14 protein-coding genes are annotated in these 20,113 nt (G+C 38.5%); 10 read left to right on the forward strand and 4 right to left on the reverse strand.

What is annotated here, in order from left to right; all coding sequences use genetic code 11:
• Nucleotides 1-2,564: 2,564 nt before the first annotated feature.
• Together nadB and HMAT_RS20685 are read left to right on the forward strand one after the other, a co-directional pair.
• Nucleotides 2,565-4,157 carry an L-aspartate oxidase gene (gene nadB, locus HMAT_RS20680; protein WP_104384760.1) on the forward strand — a complete coding sequence of 531 codons (1,593 nt, stop codon included), beginning with the start codon at nt 2,565-2,567 and terminating at the stop codon, nt 4,155-4,157.
• Nucleotides 4,158-4,162: 5 nt separating this feature from the next.
• The gene (locus tag HMAT_RS20685) at nt 4,163-4,669 is read left to right on the forward strand and encodes a gamma carbonic anhydrase family protein (RefSeq protein WP_104384761.1); all 507 of its coding nucleotides are present in this window, start codon (nt 4,163-4,165) and stop codon (nt 4,667-4,669) included.
• 54 nt (nt 4,670-4,723) lie between these two features.
• On the opposite strand, the gene HMAT_RS20690 is transcribed toward HMAT_RS20685, so the two are convergent.
• The 4 genes from HMAT_RS20690 to apaG form a co-directional block, all read right to left on the reverse strand.
• The gene (locus HMAT_RS20690; protein ID WP_233789472.1) at nt 4,724-6,322 is read right to left on the reverse strand and encodes an Ig-like domain-containing protein; all 1,599 of its coding nucleotides are present in this window, start codon (nt 6,320-6,322) and stop codon (nt 4,724-4,726) included.
• Between the two features lie 158 nt (nt 6,323-6,480).
• Complete coding sequence (gene mnmG, locus HMAT_RS20695; RefSeq protein WP_104384763.1) at nt 6,481-8,340, reverse strand: tRNA uridine-5-carboxymethylaminomethyl(34) synthesis enzyme MnmG; 1,860 nt, start codon at nt 8,338-8,340, stop codon at nt 6,481-6,483.
• Between the two features lie 93 nt (nt 8,341-8,433).
• Entirely contained in the window at nt 8,434-10,299 is a 1,866-nt protein-coding gene (locus HMAT_RS20700; RefSeq protein ID WP_104384764.1) for an ABC-F family ATP-binding cassette domain-containing protein, read from the reverse strand.
• 359 nt (nt 10,300-10,658) lie between these two features.
• Nucleotides 10,659-11,045, reverse strand: coding sequence for a Co2+/Mg2+ efflux protein ApaG (apaG, locus tag HMAT_RS20705; RefSeq protein ID WP_104384765.1), 387 nt, complete (start codon nt 11,043-11,045; stop codon nt 10,659-10,661).
• A 148-nt stretch (nt 11,046-11,193) separates the two neighbouring features.
• Here apaG and HMAT_RS20710 point away from each other — a divergent pair, with 148 nt between their 5' ends.
• The 8 genes from HMAT_RS20710 to HMAT_RS20745 all read left to right on the forward strand — a co-directional run bounded on the left by HMAT_RS20710 (nt 11,194) and on the right by HMAT_RS20745 (nt 20,113).
• Nucleotides 11,194-11,904, forward strand: coding sequence for an SAM-dependent methyltransferase (locus HMAT_RS20710; RefSeq protein ID WP_104384766.1), 711 nt, complete (start codon nt 11,194-11,196; stop codon nt 11,902-11,904).
• Between the two features lie 218 nt (nt 11,905-12,122).
• On the forward strand, nt 12,123-12,881 hold the full coding sequence (locus HMAT_RS20715) for an alpha/beta hydrolase (RefSeq protein WP_104384767.1): 759 nt from the start codon (nt 12,123-12,125) through the stop codon (nt 12,879-12,881).
• A 19-nt stretch (nt 12,882-12,900) separates the two neighbouring features.
• Nucleotides 12,901-13,386 carry a hypothetical protein gene (locus tag HMAT_RS20720; protein WP_104384768.1) on the forward strand — a complete coding sequence of 162 codons (486 nt, stop codon included), beginning with the start codon at nt 12,901-12,903 and terminating at the stop codon, nt 13,384-13,386.
• Nucleotides 13,376-14,476 (forward strand): Nif3-like dinuclear metal center hexameric protein, encoded by a 1,101-nt coding sequence (locus HMAT_RS20725; RefSeq protein ID WP_104384769.1) that lies wholly within the window; start codon nt 13,376-13,378, stop codon nt 14,474-14,476. The genes HMAT_RS20720 and HMAT_RS20725 overlap by 11 nt, the downstream gene beginning before the upstream one ends.
• Nucleotides 14,476-15,228: a zinc ribbon domain-containing protein gene (locus HMAT_RS20730; protein WP_104384770.1), complete on the forward strand. Its 753-nt coding sequence runs from the start codon at nt 14,476-14,478 to the stop codon at nt 15,226-15,228. Before HMAT_RS20725 ends, HMAT_RS20730 begins: the two co-directional genes overlap by 1 nt.
• A gap of 215 nt (nt 15,229-15,443) precedes the next feature.
• On the forward strand, nt 15,444-18,764 hold the full coding sequence (locus HMAT_RS20735) for a S41 family peptidase (protein ID WP_104384771.1): 3,321 nt from the start codon (nt 15,444-15,446) through the stop codon (nt 18,762-18,764).
• Nucleotides 18,765-19,005: 241 nt separating this feature from the next.
• On the forward strand, nt 19,006-19,929 hold the full coding sequence (locus HMAT_RS20740) for a CPBP family intramembrane glutamic endopeptidase (RefSeq protein ID WP_104384772.1): 924 nt from the start codon (nt 19,006-19,008) through the stop codon (nt 19,927-19,929).
• Nucleotides 19,904-20,113 carry a DUF2007 domain-containing protein gene (locus HMAT_RS20745; RefSeq protein WP_104384773.1) on the forward strand — a complete coding sequence of 70 codons (210 nt, stop codon included), beginning with the start codon at nt 19,904-19,906 and terminating at the stop codon, nt 20,111-20,113. Before HMAT_RS20740 ends, HMAT_RS20745 begins: the two co-directional genes overlap by 26 nt.

A 20,113-nucleotide genomic window follows, 5' to 3' on the forward strand; every position in this document is an offset into this window, starting at 1 on the left:
AGCCTATTGAACGTTCTTAGGCATAATACAAAACAAGCAAAAATATAGCACAAACGGAAGCTTTATTTATTAACATTTCACATGCTGTTATCGTTTTGTGCCCGCCAGAATTCAAAATTTGCCAAGAGAAAAAGAAAGAAAAAATATATGAAAAGCTCAAAGGCTTTAGTAGGAAAGTGCTGCCCCTGTTTCAAACGAGTAGCAGCACATATTACCATAGCATATCTAACGACAAACAATGAACTGCAACAGCATTATGGCTGCTTCCATTATAAACTCGTTCAGAATTGAATATTTACATACAATAGCCTAATGGGATGCTTTTAGGAAAACCTAAAAGGCTTTATTTCGATAAAATTTACAATTTGAGTCCATAAAATTGGAAGGATATACGTTAGGTCTAATTTTTCAATTATCATCTCAATTAAAGTCCATGAGAATCTGATATTTTCGATGAATTATAGTATCATATCGTACAATTGATTGTAAGAGGCCTCAAATTGAAAAACAGCACGACACATACTTTAACATATTAAAAGCGAAATTATTCGCGATAGCCAGGCAAAGACAGTTATCTGGGCTAGGATAGTTTCGAGCAGCTTTGAATAGCGAAGATTAGTTTAACAGTTTATTCGGTGCTTTCGTACTTCAAAGCCGTTTAGGATACGATTATTCTGTAAAAATTGAAAATAAAAAATTATAGCGCAAACTGGCGGGGTTTATTTTATCTATGAAATTATAAGAGCAAAAGTTAAAGCCCCATAGAATGCGATATTTGCGCTGTTATGGGCTGAATAAAATTTTATGAAAATCTAAACCAGCTTATATGAAGAGCTTTAAACAAATTATTTTTCGGTTCAATAGGTTTTGAATGAATAAGTTGAAAAAATCTCAACTAGGCAATACTAGTGATATCCTACTTGAATAGAGAATAGTACACCTTATATTTTATTTTATTAATTAATAAAATAATAAAATTACAATAAGGATATAAAAATTATTAAGAGCTATTTTCAATAGTAAAAATAGGGCTTTACAATCCATTAAATCCGATATAGCATTTAAAATAAAAATCTATCGCAATCAGGAGGACTTTATTTTTAAAATAAGCCCCTTGACATTCGTCTAAAAAATTTATTATAGCTGATAATGGTAATTATCAAAATCTAAAAGACTAAATTATATTTTTTTAAAGCTCCCAATAGATACTGGGTCGCAAATATAGTAAGAATCTTCATTCCACAATAATTTTTTAAAAATAATCTCCACGAATTTGATCCATTTGCCATTTGCTAATGGAGGCGATTCAAAGATCTATAGCAAAACCTGTTATCAAACCGCTTAAAATCCAATAATCAATCAAAACGGCATTTACAAAAAAAATATTCAATTCTAATTGAGTTTAATTGTATTAAAATTGATAACAAACCCTCCAAAAATCGCATAATTACCAAAAAATCCTCCAAAATTTCAAATATTGCAAAGAAATCAACTATAAACTGATCTCCGAACAGATTTGCCAGATTTTATGTCCATAAATCAACATTTTGAAATCTCCAGTAGCAAAAAATAATTCCGATTGATCCAAAGTCACTTAAAATGCCATAAAATCTTAAAAATTTATAAAAAAATCTAATATGCAAATCTAAATCGCTTTAGAGAAACGAAAACAGCATATCGATAAAATCCAAATTTAAATATTCCATAAAAATTCATCGAAAACACTCTCTGCACGGCATATTTTCAATTTTTTTCTAAAAAAAATCAAATATCTAAACCTAAACGGCTCAAAATGCATATTTCTTTCAATCTCAAAATTATCAAAGCCTTTCAGACTTTGATAAAATTGAAATAAAGCTACCAAAGTCTAAATAATTTAGTCTAAACGGTTTAAAAACCAATTTCTGGGCTTAAAGACCATAAAAATGCCGATACAAACCCTTTTATAATTCCATAAAAAGTTGTTTAAAAAGTTTTAAAAAAAATATTCCATTCTAAAAAGGTCTAAAATACCTCAAGAATCCAGTTATCGAAAATAAAGCCGTTTAGAATTGAATATTTCAAAAGGGGAGTTTATCCCTTTCCAAATATCGTATCCTAAATAGGTTTGATTCGATATTGACAAAGCTAAACAAAGATTCTCGAACGTATTCCACAATCTTTTTTTTCAATAAATACTAATATTTTAAATTAAAGATTCTCTTATTGTTTATTAGGGTGTGGAAAAGTGGTATAAATTGATCTGAATCGATTTTGATTTGCGGTTTTTATAGAGTTTTCAACAATTTTTCAACAGAATTTTTGCTTTAAAGAGCTGATTTTTAAAAATCTAATTTTTGACGTTTTTTATTTTCCATAATTTTTTGTTGAATAGTCGCTGTCGAGAAAATGTGGAAATCTATCAAATTTTATGCGGAAAAATAATTGGAATTCGTGCTGTGAATAGGGGATCTGTGGAATGTTAAATACTTTTCATTTTTATTTAACCTTTTATTTACACGTTTTCCACATTTTTCGTTAATTTCAACCATCACTTTTGGGGATAGTTTGTGAATTTAAAATATATGGCAGATAGAAAGGTAGATTTTTTGGTCATTGGATCAGGTATTGCCGGATTGAGCTTTGCGTTAAAGGCTTCAAAATTTGGTAAAGTGTTGATAGTCACGAAGTCCAATGAGGATGAGTCTAATACAAAATATGCGCAGGGGGGAGTGGCTGCCGTTGTGGATAAGTCTGATAGCTTCGAAAAGCATATCATTGATACTCAGATAGCTGGGGATGGATTATGTGATGTGGAAATTGTGGAAAACGTCGTTAGGGAAGCACCGGATCGAATCGCTGAACTTATTTCCTACGGAACCTCATTTGACAAGGAAGAATCGGGGGTATATGACCTGGCTAAAGAGGGCGGGCATTCGGCTCACCGTATTCTTCATTATAAGGATATAACAGGTTACGAAATAGAAAGAGCATTGTTGGAGCAGGCCCATAGCGATCCCAATATTGAAATTGTCACACATTATTTTGCCGTAGATCTGATTACCCAACATCATATGGGGGAATATGTGGATAAGAATAGGGAGGATATAACCTGTTATGGTATCTATGCTTTCAATACTTCATCCCACCTCGTGGACAAAATTTTAAGTAGGGTGACTGTCATGGCTTCCGGTGGAGCTGGTCACGTGTACTCGAGTACAACTAACCCGACTATTGCTACCGGTGACGGTATAGCCATGGTTTACCGGGCTAAGGGCAAGGTGCGTAATATGGAATTTATGCAGTTTCATCCCACTTCATTATATAATCCTAAGGATTCTCCGGCTTTTTTGGTGTCTGAAGCCGTTCGCGGTTTCGGAGGGATTCTTAGACGGGTGGATGGTGAGTCTTTTATGGAGGAATATGACGAGCGGGCATCATTGGCTCCCAGGGATATTGTTGCGCGCGCTATAGATGCGGAGATGAAAAAATCCGGTATAGATTATGTGTATTTGGATATTACCCATAGGGATAAGGAGGATATCATTAAGCATTTTCCAAATATTTATGAGAAGTGTCTCTCCATCGGATTGGATATGGCGACAGACTTTATACCGGTCACTCCGGCAGCACATTATTTATGCGGGGGAATATATGTGGATGATTTCGGAAGAAGCAGTATACGCAACCTGTACGCTTGTGGGGAGTGTTCGTCAACCGGACTACATGGGGCAAATCGTTTAGCTTCGAATTCTTTGCTGGAAGCCCTTGTATATGCGCATCGCATCTTTTTGGATGCGACCAAAGCGATTGAATCCATACATTATGTTACTAATGTCCCGGATTGGGATGACTCCAAGACTTCACTTTCTAATGAAGATATTTTGGTCAGCCATAACTTGCGTGAATGTCAGAAAATTATGAGTGACTACGTAGGTATTGTCCGGTCGGATTTTAGATTGGAAAGAGCCTTAAAGCGTCTTCATTTATTATATGAGGAAACAGAGGACTTTTATCGTAACACGAGGCTCTCTGTGAAGCTTTGTGAACTGCGTAATGTGATCCAGGTAGCCTATATTGTAACCAAGTCGGCTATGTTGAGGAAAGAGAGTAGGGGCCTACATTATACGACGGATTATCCACAGCATTCAACTGTATTACAAGACACAATATTTTAGGAGATATGGCACTTATTTTACCTGTTCTGGACAAGTCTCCATTGATAGCGGAGGAATGCTTTTTAGCACCCAATTCGACTATTGTCGGCGATGTGGAGATTGGACACCATTGTTCGGTATGGTTCAATGCGGTAATACGCGGAGACGTTAATTATATTCGTATAGGGCATTATACCAATATCCAGGATGGGGCTGTTATTCACTGTACTTATCAAAAGTGTGGGACTACTATTGGTAATTATGTGAATATTGGCCATCAGGCAATGGTACACGGATGTGTCGTGGCGGATCACGTATTGATCGGAATGGGGGCTATCGTAATGGATAATGCCGTAGTGGAGTCTAATGTAATTATTGCAGCGGGCGCTGTTGTTTTGGAGAATACGCGTTGTGAGTCCGGTTTTTTATATGCCGGCGTTCCGGCTAAAAAGATAAAAGCGCTGACTGAGGAACAGAAAGCGCTTTTACAGCAGTTGCCACACAACTACGTATTATATAGTTCTTGGTTTTAGCTTAAACGTATTAGCAAGATATTTTCGCCTTTATTTTTAGCAGTGGCCTTGACTTTATTCCTTTTTGAGGCCATTTAGAGAAAAACTATCTTTTTGTTCCCAGTTTGCACGTATCGTGAAAACCTTGTTTAAATAAACAACGGGCTCGGGAAAAGTCTTCTTTTCAACATCTCCGGTATCCCATATGCCGTTGTCATTGTCATCCCGAATGACGCGGATGGTATATTTTCCCCCTGGAAATTGTTTATAAACTACTGAAGCGTTATTGCTGTTGATTTTATCAATTCTATATATTTTATCTTTTTTCTCATTGATCAGTTCGACCAGGTAGGTTGTGTTGCTATCCAGGTCGGTGAAATCAAAGGTTAGATCCCCATAATTTTCGCTATCGTCGTATGTCAGATCGAATTTTTTCTCTTTATTTTGTTCCCCGAAATACCCTGTTATGGCACCTTCGGTAAATTCTATTTGATATTTTTTATCCTTTCTCCAATTATAACGGATATGGTAAATATTGGAGTCATTTGTATCCACTGCTAATTGATAATTTGTTCTTACAAGCGAGTCTTCTTTAAACTTTAGCTTTGCCTTATCTATATTTTTTATCGGAGTAAAAGCTGATACCTGAAGGTGATTGATTCTGTCCACTTTTCCGTTATTTGGTGTAAATTGCGGGTCAATAACCTGTTCAATTTTTACGTTTCCCTTTCTGACGAGAATGGTATCCAGAGGTTTTTCATTTTCCGTTAGAACGAGTTTTAAAGAGTCTATTTTTAGATTTGGCAGAAACAACGTTGCAGAATCAGCACTCTTCGAGAACCGTACTATTTTATCCTTGTTGTTGACCTCATCATTCAGAATATTAAGTTTGGGTTTATCTACTCTTCTATTGAAAATGAGCAGTACACTACCATTTTTTTCAAACTTCTTTTCCTGGATGCGGAATTTTTTTGGAATTGCTTTAAATACTTCAAGATTGATGTTGGTAAGATCGCGTTCCAATACGATGGAATCTTTTAGAAATCCTATTTCTTCATCAGGTGCATTATAGATTCGGTCATTGTTCTTTTCCTGAAGTGCATATATGCGATATGTCCCTTCACGCAGATTATTTAGTTTATAATTTCCGGCGGTATCCGTTGTTGTAAAAATATTGGCTTTCTTTTTTCCGAAAATTGAATCTTGACTTATGGGGATTAGCAGAACTTTAACCTCTTTTAAGACCTCTTTTGTCATTGCGCTCTTTACATTACCCGATATACTGAGCGAGTCAATTTTATCACCTGTTGCAAATACATAAGCATAATTTACCAATGCATTTCCTGCATTATAATCTACAAGACCTTTACCAAAATAGATGCTATAGGTCGTATTTTTTTCCAGCGAATCAGGTAAAGTGATTTCCAGATTTTTTTTCTTGATTTTGAATTGGGGATTACTTCCCATATCAGGCGTGATACTAAATTCCTTTTGTTGATTGGCCAACTTGACATACTCATCAAATGTGATCACTATTTTTTTCTCCGTAAAATTCTTCGAAAAGTTCGTAGGACTTTCCTGTAGAATTTTTGGTGGAATGGAATCTTTGGGCCCCCCTGTCGGCTGTTGTATACTCGCACATTGTATTGACAAGCCAATGAGCATTATAAACATGCTTAAAATAAGTAATCTCGTTTTTAAGCTACTTTTTAGCCTCTCTGAACTACTTTTATTATTTTTTAAAGAAGTTGTCATAAAAAATAGAATATTGTCTTAAATCGCTTATTTTAAGCTTGTTTTTTATTATTTATAATTATCTGGTAATCAATTAATTAACTCATATGTACCATCAAAACGCTGATATCTGACGGTGATACGCCTGAAATTCGGGAAGCCTGCCCCAATGTTCTGGGTTTTACTTTCGCTAATTTCTGCCTGGCTTCTATGGACAGTGAAGTTAACAAACTATAATCGAAATCAGGATTAATTTCTCTATCTTCCATCTTCTTCATGCGGTTGACGATCTCGATTTCCTTTTCGAAATAGCTTTCGTACTTGAGATTAATTTCAGCCTGCTCTATGGTTTCGTTGTCAAATTGAGAAACGTATTGAGCAAAGCCTTCGTCCCCTTTGACGATGTCCTGTATATTAACCTGCGGTCGGGCAAGTACGTTACTTAAACGAGTTTTTTGTGCAAGTGCACTTGAACCCACTTCGGCCATTACGGCATTCATCTTCTCGAGATCGGTTGAATTCTGCTTGAGGTATTCAATGATGTTATTCGAATTTTCTATTTTAGCCTCTACTTTCTTTAGTCTTTCCTCACTGACCAATCCCAGTTTGTACGCTAATGGTGTAAGGCGGATATCGGCATTATCCTGACGTAATAAGAGCCGGTGCTCTGCTCTCGAAGTGAACATACGGTAGGGTTCTTCGGTTCCTTTTGTGACAAGGTCATCCACCAGTACACCGATATAGGACTCGGATCTTTTTAGAATAAGTTCTTTATCCTCATTGACACGTTGATGTGCATTGATACCTGCAAGGAAACCTTGTGCTGCTGCTTCTTCGTACCCTGTGGTTCCATTGATCTGTCCGGCGAAGAAAAGGTGTTTCACCAATTGAGTTTCCAATGTTAGGTCAAGCTGCATCGGTGGAAAGTAATCGTATTCTATTGCATATCCCGGACGGTACATCTTGGCATTTTCGAAACCCGGAATGAGTTGAAGAGCTTTTAGTTGTACATCTTCGGGAAGCGAAGTCGAGAAACCATTTACATATATTTCCACGGTTTTGAATCCTTCCGGTTCCACAAAAATCTGATGTCGCTCACGCTCCGCAAAGCGGTTGATCTTGTCTTCTATGGATGGACAATAGCGTGGTCCTAACCCTTTGATCCGTCCGGTAAACATGGGTGATTTTTCAAAGCCGGTGCGGAGCATTTCATGTACCTTGTCGTTGGTATATGTAATCCAGCAACAGCGTTGTTCGGTGGGCATCTCTACATCTGTATAGGAGAAACGTCCCTTCTTTTCATCGCCCCATTGTTCTTCCATGAGCGCATAGTTGAGACTGCGACCATCAATTCTCGGTGGAGTACCCGTTTTCATTCTGCCCGATTCGAAGCCCAGTGAAACGAGCTGTTCGGTTAATCCAGTAGCAGCCTTCTCTCCTGTCCTACCGCCGCCAAATTTTTTATCACCGATGTGGATCACACCGTTTAGGAATGTTCCATTTGTTAGGACAACAGCATCTGATTCAATTTCTATTCCCATGGAAGTGATTACGCCGCATGCTCTTCCGTTTTTAACGATGACCTCTTTTACGGTGTCTTGCCACATGTCTAGGTTAGGTAAAGATTCTAATTGTAATCTCCACTCTTCCGCAAATCGCATACGGTCATTTTGTGTACGTGGGCTCCACATTGCCGGACCTTTTGAAAGGTTAAGCATGCGGAATTGAATAGTTGATTTGTCTGCAATGATTCCGGTGTATCCACCCATCGCATCTATCTCTCTTACGATTTGTCCTTTGGCTACACCACCTATAGCTGGGTTGCAACTCATCTGAGCTATCACACCCATATTCATTGTAATAAGTAAAGTGGAAGAACCGAGATTGGCTGCTGCTGCTGCTGCTTCACATCCGGCATGTCCGGCACCTACTACAATTACATTGTATTTTTTAAACATTTTTATATCCTTGTTCCACGTGAAACGTGGCTTTTTATTTATCTACAAATTTACTCTTTTCTTTAGGTTCCACGTGAAACCCAATGAAAAATTTTATATAAAATCGGCAAGATATAACCAGCGCTCTGACTTTTGATCTATTTGTTCTTGCATCGTTTTTATCTCTTCTGCCACTGTTGAAAGTTTGGTGTGATCTGTCAGTTGGTTTAGTTCCTCAGTCTTGGCTTTCACCTGTAGTTCGAGGCTTTCTATTTCTGATTCGAGTTTATTGTATTCGAGCTGCTCCCTATAAGAAAGCTTTTTCTTTTCTTCTTTTATCTGAGGTTTCGCTATTTCCTGGATATTCTTTTTTTGCTTTTCCTTTTCTAACTTTTGAAGCTCGTCTTGTTCTATTTTAAAGTCGGCATAGTTTCCATTATAGATACGGATCTTGCCTGTCCCTTCAAATATGAAAAGTTGATCTGTCAACTTATCCAAGAGATACCTGTCGTGGGATACCAATATCAGTACGCCCCTGTAGTTGTCAAGAAACTCTTCAAGTACATTTAGGGTATCGATGTCCAAATCATTGGAAGGCTCATCCAGTATAAGAAAATTTGGATTCTTCATTAATACCCGCATCAGCTGGAGACGTTTTCGCTCCCCGCCGCTAAGTTTGTTGACAAAGCCAAACTGCTTCTCCGGAGGAAATAAAAAGTGCGTGAGTAATTGAGATGCCGTAATTACTTCTCCGTTTGCCATCTCAATATAGTCCGCAATATTTTTTACAACATCAAGTACGCGGTCATTTTCGTTTACTTCGAGACCTCCTTGTTTATAGTATCCATATACGGTGGTCTCTCCTACTGCTATGGTTCCGGCATCTGGGGTTTCTTCTTTTGTGATAAGATTTAGAAAGGTCGATTTACCTGTTCCATTCTTTCCAGCCAGACCTATGCGGTCTCCTTTTTTGAAGGTGTAAGAAAAATCCGTAATGATTTCTTTTGGTCCATAATGTTTGGATACATGTTCCAGTTCAAGAATTTTAGATCCCTGTCTACTTACTTTTACACTAAGTTGAACGGAGTCGTTTCCCTTTATTGATTTTGACTTTTCCTCCAGGTCGTAAAACGCTTCTATACGGGATTTCGATTTGGTACCCCGAGCCTGAGGCTGGCGCCGCATCCATTCCAACTCTTTACGAAGTAGATTTCTGCTCTTTTCGACCATGACTGCATCTATCGTCTCGCGATCCGATTTCTTCTCTAAAAAATAAGCATAGCTGCCTTTATAAATATATAGATTGCCCCTGTCCAGTTCCCGGATTTCCGTACAGATATTATCGAGAAAATAGCGGTCGTGTGTGACCAAAAGTACCGTTTTATTTCCGGTGGTAAGCAGCTTCTCTAACCATTCAATGGTCTCTATATCCAGGTGGTTGGTTGGTTCATCGAGGATATATACGTCTGGTTCATCTATCAAAAGCTTGGCTAATGCCAGCCTTTTGCGTTGGCCCCCGGAGAGACTTTTTATATCCTGTTGAAAGTCCATAATGTTTAGGCGATTTAAAATCGTCTTGATATTATGCTCATATTCCCAGGCGTTCAGTGAACTTATTTTTTCAGTAAGATCTTCTAATTTTTTCTGGTCGATATCACTGCTTTCGAGAAGTTCTTCATATTCCCTGATTAGACGCTGCTGATCGTTGTCCGCACTATATATAAAATCGTTGATTGATTTTAATCCTGTGAAATCAGGATCTTGTTCGAGAAAACCAATTTTTATACCTTTTTCCTTGACAACTTTTCCTGATGTTGGCAAGGTACGGTCTGCTAAAATAGAAAGCAATGTTGATTTGCCTGTACCATTTATTCCGACCAAAGCCACCCGTTCTCCTTTTTGGAGTCCGAAGTGTAAATCTCTAAAAAGCCACCTATCGTGGAAGGAATGGCTTACTTGTTCTGTAGCTAAAATACTCACGTTATATCACCCAAAAATTAATTTTAGTCATTTTTAATACAATAAAATTCCCTTCAAGAATCCATTACCCTTGATGGTTTTTTAATGTTTTGAAAATCAAATAGTTGTATATCTTTTTGATTTTCAATTATTTATATATTGAATCAATAATCTGTTTTGATTGCTGACTAATTAAATCTGTTGGGTGGCTTTCTATACGATGTTAACCGGTGCATGACGGGTAAATTGCCTTCGCGCAGCATGGTCTCAGTAACAGTTGATTTAGAATGCACGCAAAAATAAAGAAATAGTTTCTTATTCGATGCGAAAAAAGCTTCGTTGTGTGATAAATCGGCAATAATGATATTACCTTGATAAATTTAATTCAATGCATAATCCGCAATCAGATTGAAGCGTGGTATTTCAACCTGAAAACTGCTATTATCCAAAGAACGGATCATGTTGTAATGACCTTCCATGAAACCAAATTCACTGTTAAGATTACATCCCGAAGTATACTGATGTATCTGGCCAGGTTCGATGACAGGTTGCTCGCCTACAACGCCTTCGCCTGATACTTCCCTATAGTCGCCTTTTGCATCAAAAATTTTCCAGTAACGACTTAGCAATTGTACCGTGTAATCACTCAGATTTTCTATGCTAATGTGATAAGCAAACATAAAATGTTCACGGTCGGGATTAGAATACTCCGATTGATAGATGGTTTCAACCGAGATTTTTACGCCTTCTGTAATTTGTGTGATCATTTGGATGATGTTTATTGTTGCAACAAATACTTATGCTAAAATACTAATAATGAGTTTAAAATTTGCAAACTTAATCATTTTTAAAGGTTAAATTATGCTAAGTATAAAATTACTACAATCAAATGATCGTTAATTAGTAGGTTTGTATATGGCAAATGGTATATTATATTTAATTCCCGTTCCTCTGAGCGATGATGCTGCATTCCAGTCTTTTACTCCTTATTTGGTTGAAACAATCAATACATTGGACGAATATATCGTGGAAAATGAAAAGACTGCAAGAAAGTTTCTAAAGCTAGCAGGTTTAAAGATACCCCAAAGTGAATTGAAAATACATGATTATGGGAAACATGCACGGGACAAAGGAAATATTAATGATTTTTTTGAGGGCTTGAAGCAAGGTAAAAATGTGGGCCTCATGTCGGAGGCTGGCTGTCCGGGAGTAGCGGATCCGGGCGCTTCTGTTGTGGCCCGCGCGCATCAGCTCGGAATTAAAGTGGTGCCATTGGTTGGCCCCAGCTCCATCTTATTAGCACTTATGGCTTCAGGATTTAGTGGACAGAAGTTCGCTTTCCAAGGTTATTTGCCCATTGACAAAAACGAACGTACGAAGAAGATTAAAGATCTTGAGCTACAATCCATGCGTGAGAAGCAAACTCAGATTTTTATCGAAACACCTTTCCGTAACAATCACCTGCTGGAGGATCTTCTGAAAACCTGCAAACCGAATACTCAGCTCTGTGTAGCCTGCAATGTGACCTCAGCCGATGAATCTATACGGAGTCTGACCATCGCGGAATGGAAAAAACAAAAAGTGGATTATCATAAAAAACCAACCATATTTTTATTGTATGTATGACTTTTTTTTGTTGCGTTCTCCCCTACCCTGCTTGATCTGATAAGGCGATTTTTATATGAAATAGGTAGTTAAACAGTAATTAAGGGAGGTTTGTTTAATAAGTGAGCACTCACGTTTACCTTTTTCGGTAACAAAACGATAAATGCATGTTGGAACATAGCAAATTGTTGAGTAGATTTAGAAATAGTGATAAGATTATTTGATGTAAATATAATGTAATGAAATTTAGTGGATTAGGTTATTTTATATTGTTTTTTTCATTAGCTGTAGGCTTAAAATCTACTTATGCACAGCAAACTACTTATGTTATTGTGCATGGTGCCTGGGGTGGTGCCTGGCAATTTAAAAAGACAGCAAATGAATTGGAGAAAGAAGGACATAAAACCTATCGCCCCACACTAACGGGCCTGGGAGAACGTTATCATTTAGCGGACACTTCTATTGGTTTACAGAACCACATCAACGATGTTATCAATAAGATATTATTTGAAGATCTCCGGGATATTGTATTGGTTGGACATAGCTACGGTGGAATGATAATAACCGGTGTAGCAGACAGTCTTCCGGATCGGATAAAAAAGTTGGTCTATTTAGATGCCATCCTTCCGGATGATCAGGAATCCGTCCTGAGTTTGATGGTAAAGCCTGATGGGGACAATGGTCTTTTAAAACTTGAGAAGGACGGTTTTATTATTCCATTTTGGGTAAAGAACGAACGCGAGTTTCCGCGGGATGTCCCCCATCCTTTGAAAACGATGACTGATAAAATCGGTTTAAGAAACCCGAAACGGGAGACAATTCCCGCAACTTATATCCTGACTTACGAAGATAATAAGGCAATAGACAAAGACGACTTTTATCCATTTTATGCGAAAGCAAAGCAGCGTCATTTTAAAACCGTTGAATTGATCAGCGATCACAATCCGCAAATAAAAAAGCTGAAAGAATTAGTAGATTTGTTATTACACGAAAAATAAATAAGAGTAAGATATTTCAATGACGCAAGAAGAATTAGTAAAAGAATTAAGTAAACCCGAAGTACTGTATGCAGCCTTAGGCCTGGTCGTTATACGCATTATTATCTGGTTGTTATTTGCGAATACAATTCGCCGGACATTAAACTTGATAGCCGTGGAAAATAGATTGATGACACCCAATCAGTCTTGGTTGGTTGCCGTTCCACTGATCAATATTTACTGGAACTTTCAGGTTGCTTCCCGTCTGCGGGATTCGCTCATCAATGAGTTCTATGATCGCAAGATTGCTGTTGAGGAGAATCCGACTTTTCGGAAAGGATCGTTATATGCCTGGATCTATTTGGCTACAAATATTCCCCTGCCGATTTCTATTTCAGGTGTGCTGGTAATCATGCACTTTGTCACATTGGCTAATTACTGGTTTAATATCAATGCAAACCGTAGAATTTTAGAAGAACACGATAAATTTCGAGAAAAGGAGGTTATTATAAACGATGAAAATTAAAGCAGTTATTCAATACCTGGAGCAGTTGGCTCCATTGGATTTGCAGGAATCTTACGATAACGCCGGGCTTATTGTCGGCAATGCAGATCAAGAGATTACCAAAGTATTAATTTCGTTGGATTGTACGGAGGAAGTTGTACAGGAAGCGATCGAAAAAGGGTGCAACTTAATTATTTCGCATCATCCCATTGTTTTCAAAGGATTAAAAAAGTTCAACGGAAAGAATTATGTAGAGCGTACTGTTATAAAAGCTATAGAAAACAAAATCGCACTGTATGCAATACATACCAATCTGGATAATGTTATTGGAGGTGTTAATTCAAAAATAGCAGATAAGCTGTGCTTAGTTAATCAGGCGATATTGGAATCAAAACCCAATGTACTGCGCAAGATGGTGGTATTTGTGCCAAGGAGCCATGTAGAAGAAGTCAGGACAGCCCTATTTGAAGCCGGAGCGGGCCAGATCGGTAAGCATTATGACCAATGCAGTTTTAATACGGCCGGTTATGGAAGTTTCAGGCCTTTGACAGGATCTGCACCTACGATCGGCGAAATAGGAACACAGGAACGTGTCGAAGAAACGCGGATTGAAGTGATCTATACCCGTTCAATTGAAAGAAAACTTCTTTTGGCACTTTACGAGGCCCATCCCTATGAGGAGGTCGCGTATGATCTTTTTGATTTGCAGAATACTGCGGTAGAAATTGGAGCTGGAATGATCGGCAATTTATCGGAGCCTATGGATGAACAAGAGTTTTTGGCTTATCTGAAGAAGAATCTCAAACTAAATGTTATTCGCCATACCGCGCTTTTAGGCAAAAAGGTTAGCAGGGTTGCTGTGTGCGGTGGTGCAGGCGGTTTTTTATTAGGGGCGGCAAAGCGCTCAGGAGCTGATTTTTTTGTTACGGCTGATTATAAATACCATGAATTTTTTGATGCGGAGGGTGAAATTGTCATTGCAGATACGGGACATTTTGAGAGCGAACAATTTACGCAAGAATTATTGTACGACATTATTACGAAAAAATTTCCTAACTTTGCAACCTTAACAACAGAAATAGATACAAATCCTATAAAATACTACAGTTGATGGAACAAACCGTAGAACAAAAATTGAAAGCACTATGGCTTTTGCAAGCCATACATACTAAAATAGACAAAATTCGCCAGGTTCGTGGTGAGTTGCCTATGGAAGTTGCAGATCTTGAAGATGAGATTGCGGGTTTAGAGACTCGTATTGAGAAGATCAGAACAGACTTAGACGATTTAGAAGATTCGATCGTTAAGCGTAAAAACATGATTAAGGATGCCCAAGCTGCAATCAAAAAATATGAGTCGCAGTTAAATGAGGTAAAAAACAATCGTGAGTACGACGCTATTTCGAAAGAAATTGAAATCCAAGGTCTTGAGATTCAGGTTTGTGAAAAGAGAATCAAAGAAGCAGAATTCGAGATTCGTAACAAAACAGAAAACTACGATGCTACTGTAGGTAACCTGGATTACAGCAAAAATGAACTTGAGGGTAAAAAGAAAGAATTGGAAACAATTACTTCAGAAACTCAAAAGGAAGAAGATGCTTTATTGGCCAAAGCTGCAGAAGCGGAAGCGAATATCGAAGAGCGTTTGGTAAAAGTTTACTACCGTTTACGTAATTCTTTCAAAAATGGTTTGGCGGTCGTTTCTATCGATCGTGATAGCTGTTCAGGATGTCACAATAAAATCCCTGCTCAGATGCAATCTGAAATTCGTCAACGTAAAAAAATCATTATCTGCGAACATTGTGGTCGCGTTTTGGTAGACGAAGGTATCGTATTGGAAATCGAGCAAGAATACGGTTTTTAATCGTTAATAAAAGGATAAAGCCCTGCCCATAAAGCAGGGCTTTTTTTTTACGATATTTTTTATGCAACTTTGTTGATATACGAGGCTATTTATTGAGCAAAATAGTAGCTTTGTAGAGTAAGTTGTAACCTTTATATTTTTATGAATTTGATATGCCGAGCAATGTGCTGAACAAAATAGTAGCTTTGCATATTAATTTTAACCATTGAGCATTTATGAATAAAACTCATTTTAAGTTTATTGCGGCGTTTTTGATTGGAACCTCATTTCTACAGGTCAAGGCCCAAGAAACTTTATTACTCCGAAATCCAAGTATCAGCGCCAGTAATATTGCTTTTGTGTACGGTGGAGATATCTGGATTGCAGACAAGAACGGTGCAAATCCCAGACGTCTAACAACAAATCCCGGTGTCGAACAAAACCCCATGTTCTCTCCTGATGGAAAGAAAGTTGCTTTTACGGGCAATTATGACGGTAATACAGATGTGTATGTTCTCCCTATCGAAGGAGGGGAACCGCAACGCATCACTTATCACCCTTCTTCCGATGTATTACGTGGCTGGCTGAATAATGATGAAGTTTATTATACGACATCCCGTGATTTTACCTATGCGCTAAGCCCACGGTTATACAGCTCTAATATTCAGCGACTGGGTATGGATAAGGCTTTATTGATGCCCGAAGCAACACAGGGTAGCCCCTCCGCAGACGGGCGCTATTGGGCCTATATCAAAAATACCGATCCGACAGAGCGGGATCGCGTAGCTTTCAAGCGCTATAGAGGTGGCGGTACACCTACCATCTGGATTTTTGATACAAAAACCAAGGAAATAGATGCAATTCCCCAGGTAAAAAGCAACGATGTGAAACCCCTTTGGTTAGGTAATAAGGTTTATTTCCTGTCAGATCGCGATAAAATAGTCAACATCTTCAGTTATGATACCAAGTCAAAGAAAGTTGAAAAGCTGACTGATTTCAAAGATTACGATGTGCGCTCGCTAAATGGAAACGGCAATGAATTGATTTTTGAATACGCGGGTGTATTGAATACATTAAACCTAACGAACAATAATAAGGTAACTGCCCTACACATTAGCGTAAACACGGATGCCATGTTTAAGCGTCCTTTCTATAAAAATATCAAAGACGACATTCGTTATGCTGCCCTGTCTCCGACAGGACAACGTGCATTATTTGAGTCTCGCGGTGAGATCTTCACCGTACCTAAAGAGAAAGGTGAAGCACGCAATTTATCGAATTCACCGGGTTCACACGAACGTTTCCCAGATTGGTCACCCAATGGAAAATGGATTTCTTATATTTCAGATAAGAACGGTTCTTACCAGTTAGTTTTAGTGGATCAGTTTGGAAAGGATCAGCCGCTATATTTCAATTTGGGTGAGACCAATTTTTATTTTGAACCTACATGGTCTCCAGATTCGAAAAAGCTGTTTTATAACGACGCTCATCTCAATCTGTACTATATTGATATCGCATCTAAGGCTATAGTGAAGGTTGCGGACGATAAACTGAGCGGCCAAACCGGCAGAGTTTCGAATCATTTTCAACCGAGCTGGTCTCCGGATTCCAAATGGATTTCATTTACACGTACCTTAGAAAACGGCGTACCGGCTGTGTTTATGTACAATCTGGATACCAAGAAAACGCAGCAGATTACAGATGGTATGAGTTCGGTGCGTAGCACTGCTTTTTCACAGGATGGTAAATATCTTTTCTTCACAGCAAGTACCAATACAGGATTGACCAATTCTGGTCTGCACATGTCGGCTACACAACGTAATGTTGACTATGCTGTATATGCTTTCATTCTATCAAGTAAGACCCCTTCTTTCTTTAAGAACGAAAGTGATGAAGAGCAGATTCGTGAAGATAAACCGGACAAACCGGCTGAAAAAGAAAGCAACAAAACAGCGCGCGTAAAAGAAAACGATAAAAAGGCAACGAAAAAGGATAAAAAGGAGGAAATTCCGGCCAATAAGCCTGAAGACAAAATCATTCCGGTAGATTTTGACCGTATTGAAAACCGCATTGTCGCTTTACCGTTGCCAGCAGGTACCTATTGGAATCTGAACGGTCTGGTTCCAAACCAGTTGACATATCAGCGTGGAGGTACCATCGGAGCCTATGATTTTAAAGATCTGGAAAATAAGACATTGGTGGAGAATGCCCGTAGCTTTGTGATCAGTGCCGATGGCAAGAAGATGTTATATCAGACAGCTAACGGTTATAATATCGTGCCGGCCGGACAGAAAGTCGCCTCCCCGACTGCAGGTGTTATCAAATTGGATGGTATTCAACAATTGGTGGATCCTGTCGCAGAATGGAAACAGATCTTCAATGAAGTATGGGCAATGCAGAAGGACTATTTCTATGTGGAGAATATGCATGGAGCTGACTGGAAAGCCATGAAAGCCAAATATGAGAAGTTTCTCCCTTTTGTTAGCCATCGTTCTGATTTGGGGTATTTATTGAACGAAATGATGGGCGAAATGGTTGTTGGACACAATTATATTTATCCGGGTGACCAGCCTTCTACCCCATCTGTGTCGGTGGGCGTATTAGGAGCCGACTATACGATCAAAAATGGCTATTACCAGATCGCGAAGTTACTTACACGTCTGGAATGGAATCCTTCTTTTAAGGCTCCGTTGGCAGAACCGGGATTGAATATCAAAGAAGGTGATTATATTGTTGCAGTAAACGGGATTGAATTAACGGAAGATAAAGACATTTATAGTTTATTTGATAATACTGTAGACAAACAGGTGGCGGTAAAAATTAATTCCAAACCATCGCTGGTCGGCGCTCGCGAAGTCATTGTGAAACCAATTTCCTTTGCAGACGAAATGAGCTTGCGCAGCATGGAGTGGGTAGAACGTAACCGCAGGAAAGTGGATCAGCTAAGCAATGGACAAATAGCTTACGTATACATGCCAAATACCGGTCCGGAGGGATACACCTACTTCAACCGTTATTATTTCTCCCAGATGGATAAAAAGGCCCTTCTGATGGACGAAAGAAACAATGGTGGTGGCTGGGTAGCCGATTATGTCATTGACTTACTATCACGTGAATTAATTGCTGGGTGGGGGATCCGTGACGGTAAAGGATTTACCACGCCGGGCAATGGTATCTATGGACCAAAAGCGATGATTATTAACGAAAATGCGGGTTCAGGAGGTGATATGATGCCTTATATGTTCCGCTTCAAAGGCTTAGGTAAGCTAGTTGGCCGCACTACAATGGGTATTCTGGTTGGTATCAGCGGATATCCGCCGTTGTTGGATGGAGGACGCATCACCTCGCCAAACTTTGGGGTATACGACCTGAAAGGTAACTGGATTATAGAAAATGAGGGTGTCGCTCCGGATATATTTGTAGAGCAATTGCCGAAGGATCTCTTAGAAGGACGTGATCCACAATTGGAAAGAACGGTGAAGATTTTATTGGAAGAAATGAAAACCTACCCTTACAAAAATCTACAAAAACCAGCAGATCCGATTCGGGTAAATTAACAGATCAATATCAATATTGTATAAAAAAGGTTCCGGAAATTATTTCCGGAACCTTTTTTATATACCATCCAGCGCTATTTACTAGATTTTGATACTTATTTTTTATTGTTTCCAACTGATCCGGAGCCTTTCATAATACCATTTTTTCTACTGATCCGGTCAGGGATGTCTTATTGAATTGCAGTGAAATTTATAAAGTGACATGCTTTTATTGTTATCTTTAAAACATATTTAAAATTTTATGTATCCCGAGCAAACTACTTCCCCATTTCAATCATTATTGCGTCTGGTCCTGTTGGTCATCGGATTTACCTTTCTCTCGCAGGTCATCGGTATCCTTATGCTCTTTTTCTATTACAAATTTACAGGACAGGTATTTTCATTGGCTACCCTTATGCAAGGTTCCGCAAATGAAATGCGTTTTTTGTTGTTGATGAGTAGTTTGGGTTCCTTTGTTGTACCGGCATATCTGATGCATACACGTGAGGGGTACGGAATCACTTATTTTAAGCAAGAATACGCACCACAGGCAAAGCAGTTTGCTTATGTCTTTTTCGCCATGCTTGCTTTTATGCCGCTAATGAGTCTAATCGGACATTGGAATGAATCATTACAGCTGCCAGATAATATGAGGTCTGTGCAGATTTGGATGGAGCGCAGTGAGCGAGAATCAGGAGATCTGATCAAAGGAATTATCGTGGAAACAAGTTTTTTCGGATTTCTGTTTAACCTGGTTGTTCTGGCGCTGATACCAGCTATAGGCGAAGAACTTTTATTCCGTGGTGTCCTTCAAAATATCGTCGGCAGGTGGATTTCCAATCCTCATGTTGTCATTTGGATTGTTGCAATCGTCTTCAGCGCCATACACCTGCAGTTTTTTGGTTTTATACCACGTATGCTGCTGGGCGCATTTTTCGGTTATCTCTATGTCTGGAGCAAAAATATTCTTTTGCCTATTTTTGGTCATTTTGTCAATAACGCCGGAGCGACAGTGATGTCCTTTTATTATACAAGAAATGGTAAAAGTTATGAAGAGATCAATGCTTTTGAGCTGCAATCTTGGTGGATATATGTTGTAGGCTTCATTTTTACTGCTATTTTTGTATTCTTATTTTATCTGTCAACACAAAAAGGAAATCATGGAGAACGATTGGAAGAAAATTAAAACATATACAAATGCTATTCAGGCTGAAATAGTAAAACAGATGCTGGAAGAGAATGGTATTCCAACCGTGGCATTAAACAAACAGGATTCTTCCTATCTGTTTGGAAAAATAGAACTATATGTTAGTGAAAACTCGGTTGAAACTGCCGAAAGATTGATTGAAGAAGCAGAGGGAGAGAATTAA

This window comes from Sphingobacterium sp. HMA12 (assembly GCF_002933815.1).
GTDB lineage: Bacteria > Bacteroidota > Bacteroidia > Sphingobacteriales > Sphingobacteriaceae > Sphingobacterium.

What these genes read in the sequence shown, in the direction of transcription:
- HMAT_RS20725 (WP_104384769.1), top strand. Translation starts at nt 13,376, where the DNA reads ATGAAAATTAAAGCAGTTATTCAATACCTGGAGCAGTTGGCTCCATTG.
- HMAT_RS20715 (WP_104384767.1), top strand. Translation starts at nt 12,123, where the DNA reads ATGAAATTTAGTGGATTAGGTTATTTTATATTGTTTTTTTCATTAGCT.
- nadB (WP_104384760.1), top strand. Translation starts at nt 2,565, where the DNA reads ATGGCAGATAGAAAGGTAGATTTTTTGGTCATTGGATCAGGTATTGCC.
- HMAT_RS20745 (WP_104384773.1), top strand. Translation starts at nt 19,904, where the DNA reads ATGGAGAACGATTGGAAGAAAATTAAAACATATACAAATGCTATTCAG.
- mnmG (WP_104384763.1), bottom strand. Translation starts at nt 8,340, where the DNA reads ATGTTTAAAAAATACAATGTAATTGTAGTAGGTGCCGGACATGCCGGA.
- HMAT_RS20710 (WP_104384766.1), top strand. Translation starts at nt 11,194, where the DNA reads ATGGCAAATGGTATATTATATTTAATTCCCGTTCCTCTGAGCGATGAT.
- HMAT_RS20685 (WP_104384761.1), top strand. Translation starts at nt 4,163, where the DNA reads ATGGCACTTATTTTACCTGTTCTGGACAAGTCTCCATTGATAGCGGAG.
- HMAT_RS20690 (WP_233789472.1), bottom strand. Translation starts at nt 6,322, where the DNA reads ATGTTTATAATGCTCATTGGCTTGTCAATACAATGTGCGAGTATACAA.
- HMAT_RS20730 (WP_104384770.1), top strand. Translation starts at nt 14,476, where the DNA reads ATGGAACAAACCGTAGAACAAAAATTGAAAGCACTATGGCTTTTGCAA.
- HMAT_RS20740 (WP_104384772.1), top strand. Translation starts at nt 19,006, where the DNA reads ATGTATCCCGAGCAAACTACTTCCCCATTTCAATCATTATTGCGTCTG.
- apaG (WP_104384765.1), bottom strand. Translation starts at nt 11,045, where the DNA reads ATGATCACACAAATTACAGAAGGCGTAAAAATCTCGGTTGAAACCATC.
- HMAT_RS20720 (WP_104384768.1), top strand. Translation starts at nt 12,901, where the DNA reads ATGACGCAAGAAGAATTAGTAAAAGAATTAAGTAAACCCGAAGTACTG.
- HMAT_RS20735 (WP_104384771.1), top strand. Translation starts at nt 15,444, where the DNA reads ATGAATAAAACTCATTTTAAGTTTATTGCGGCGTTTTTGATTGGAACC.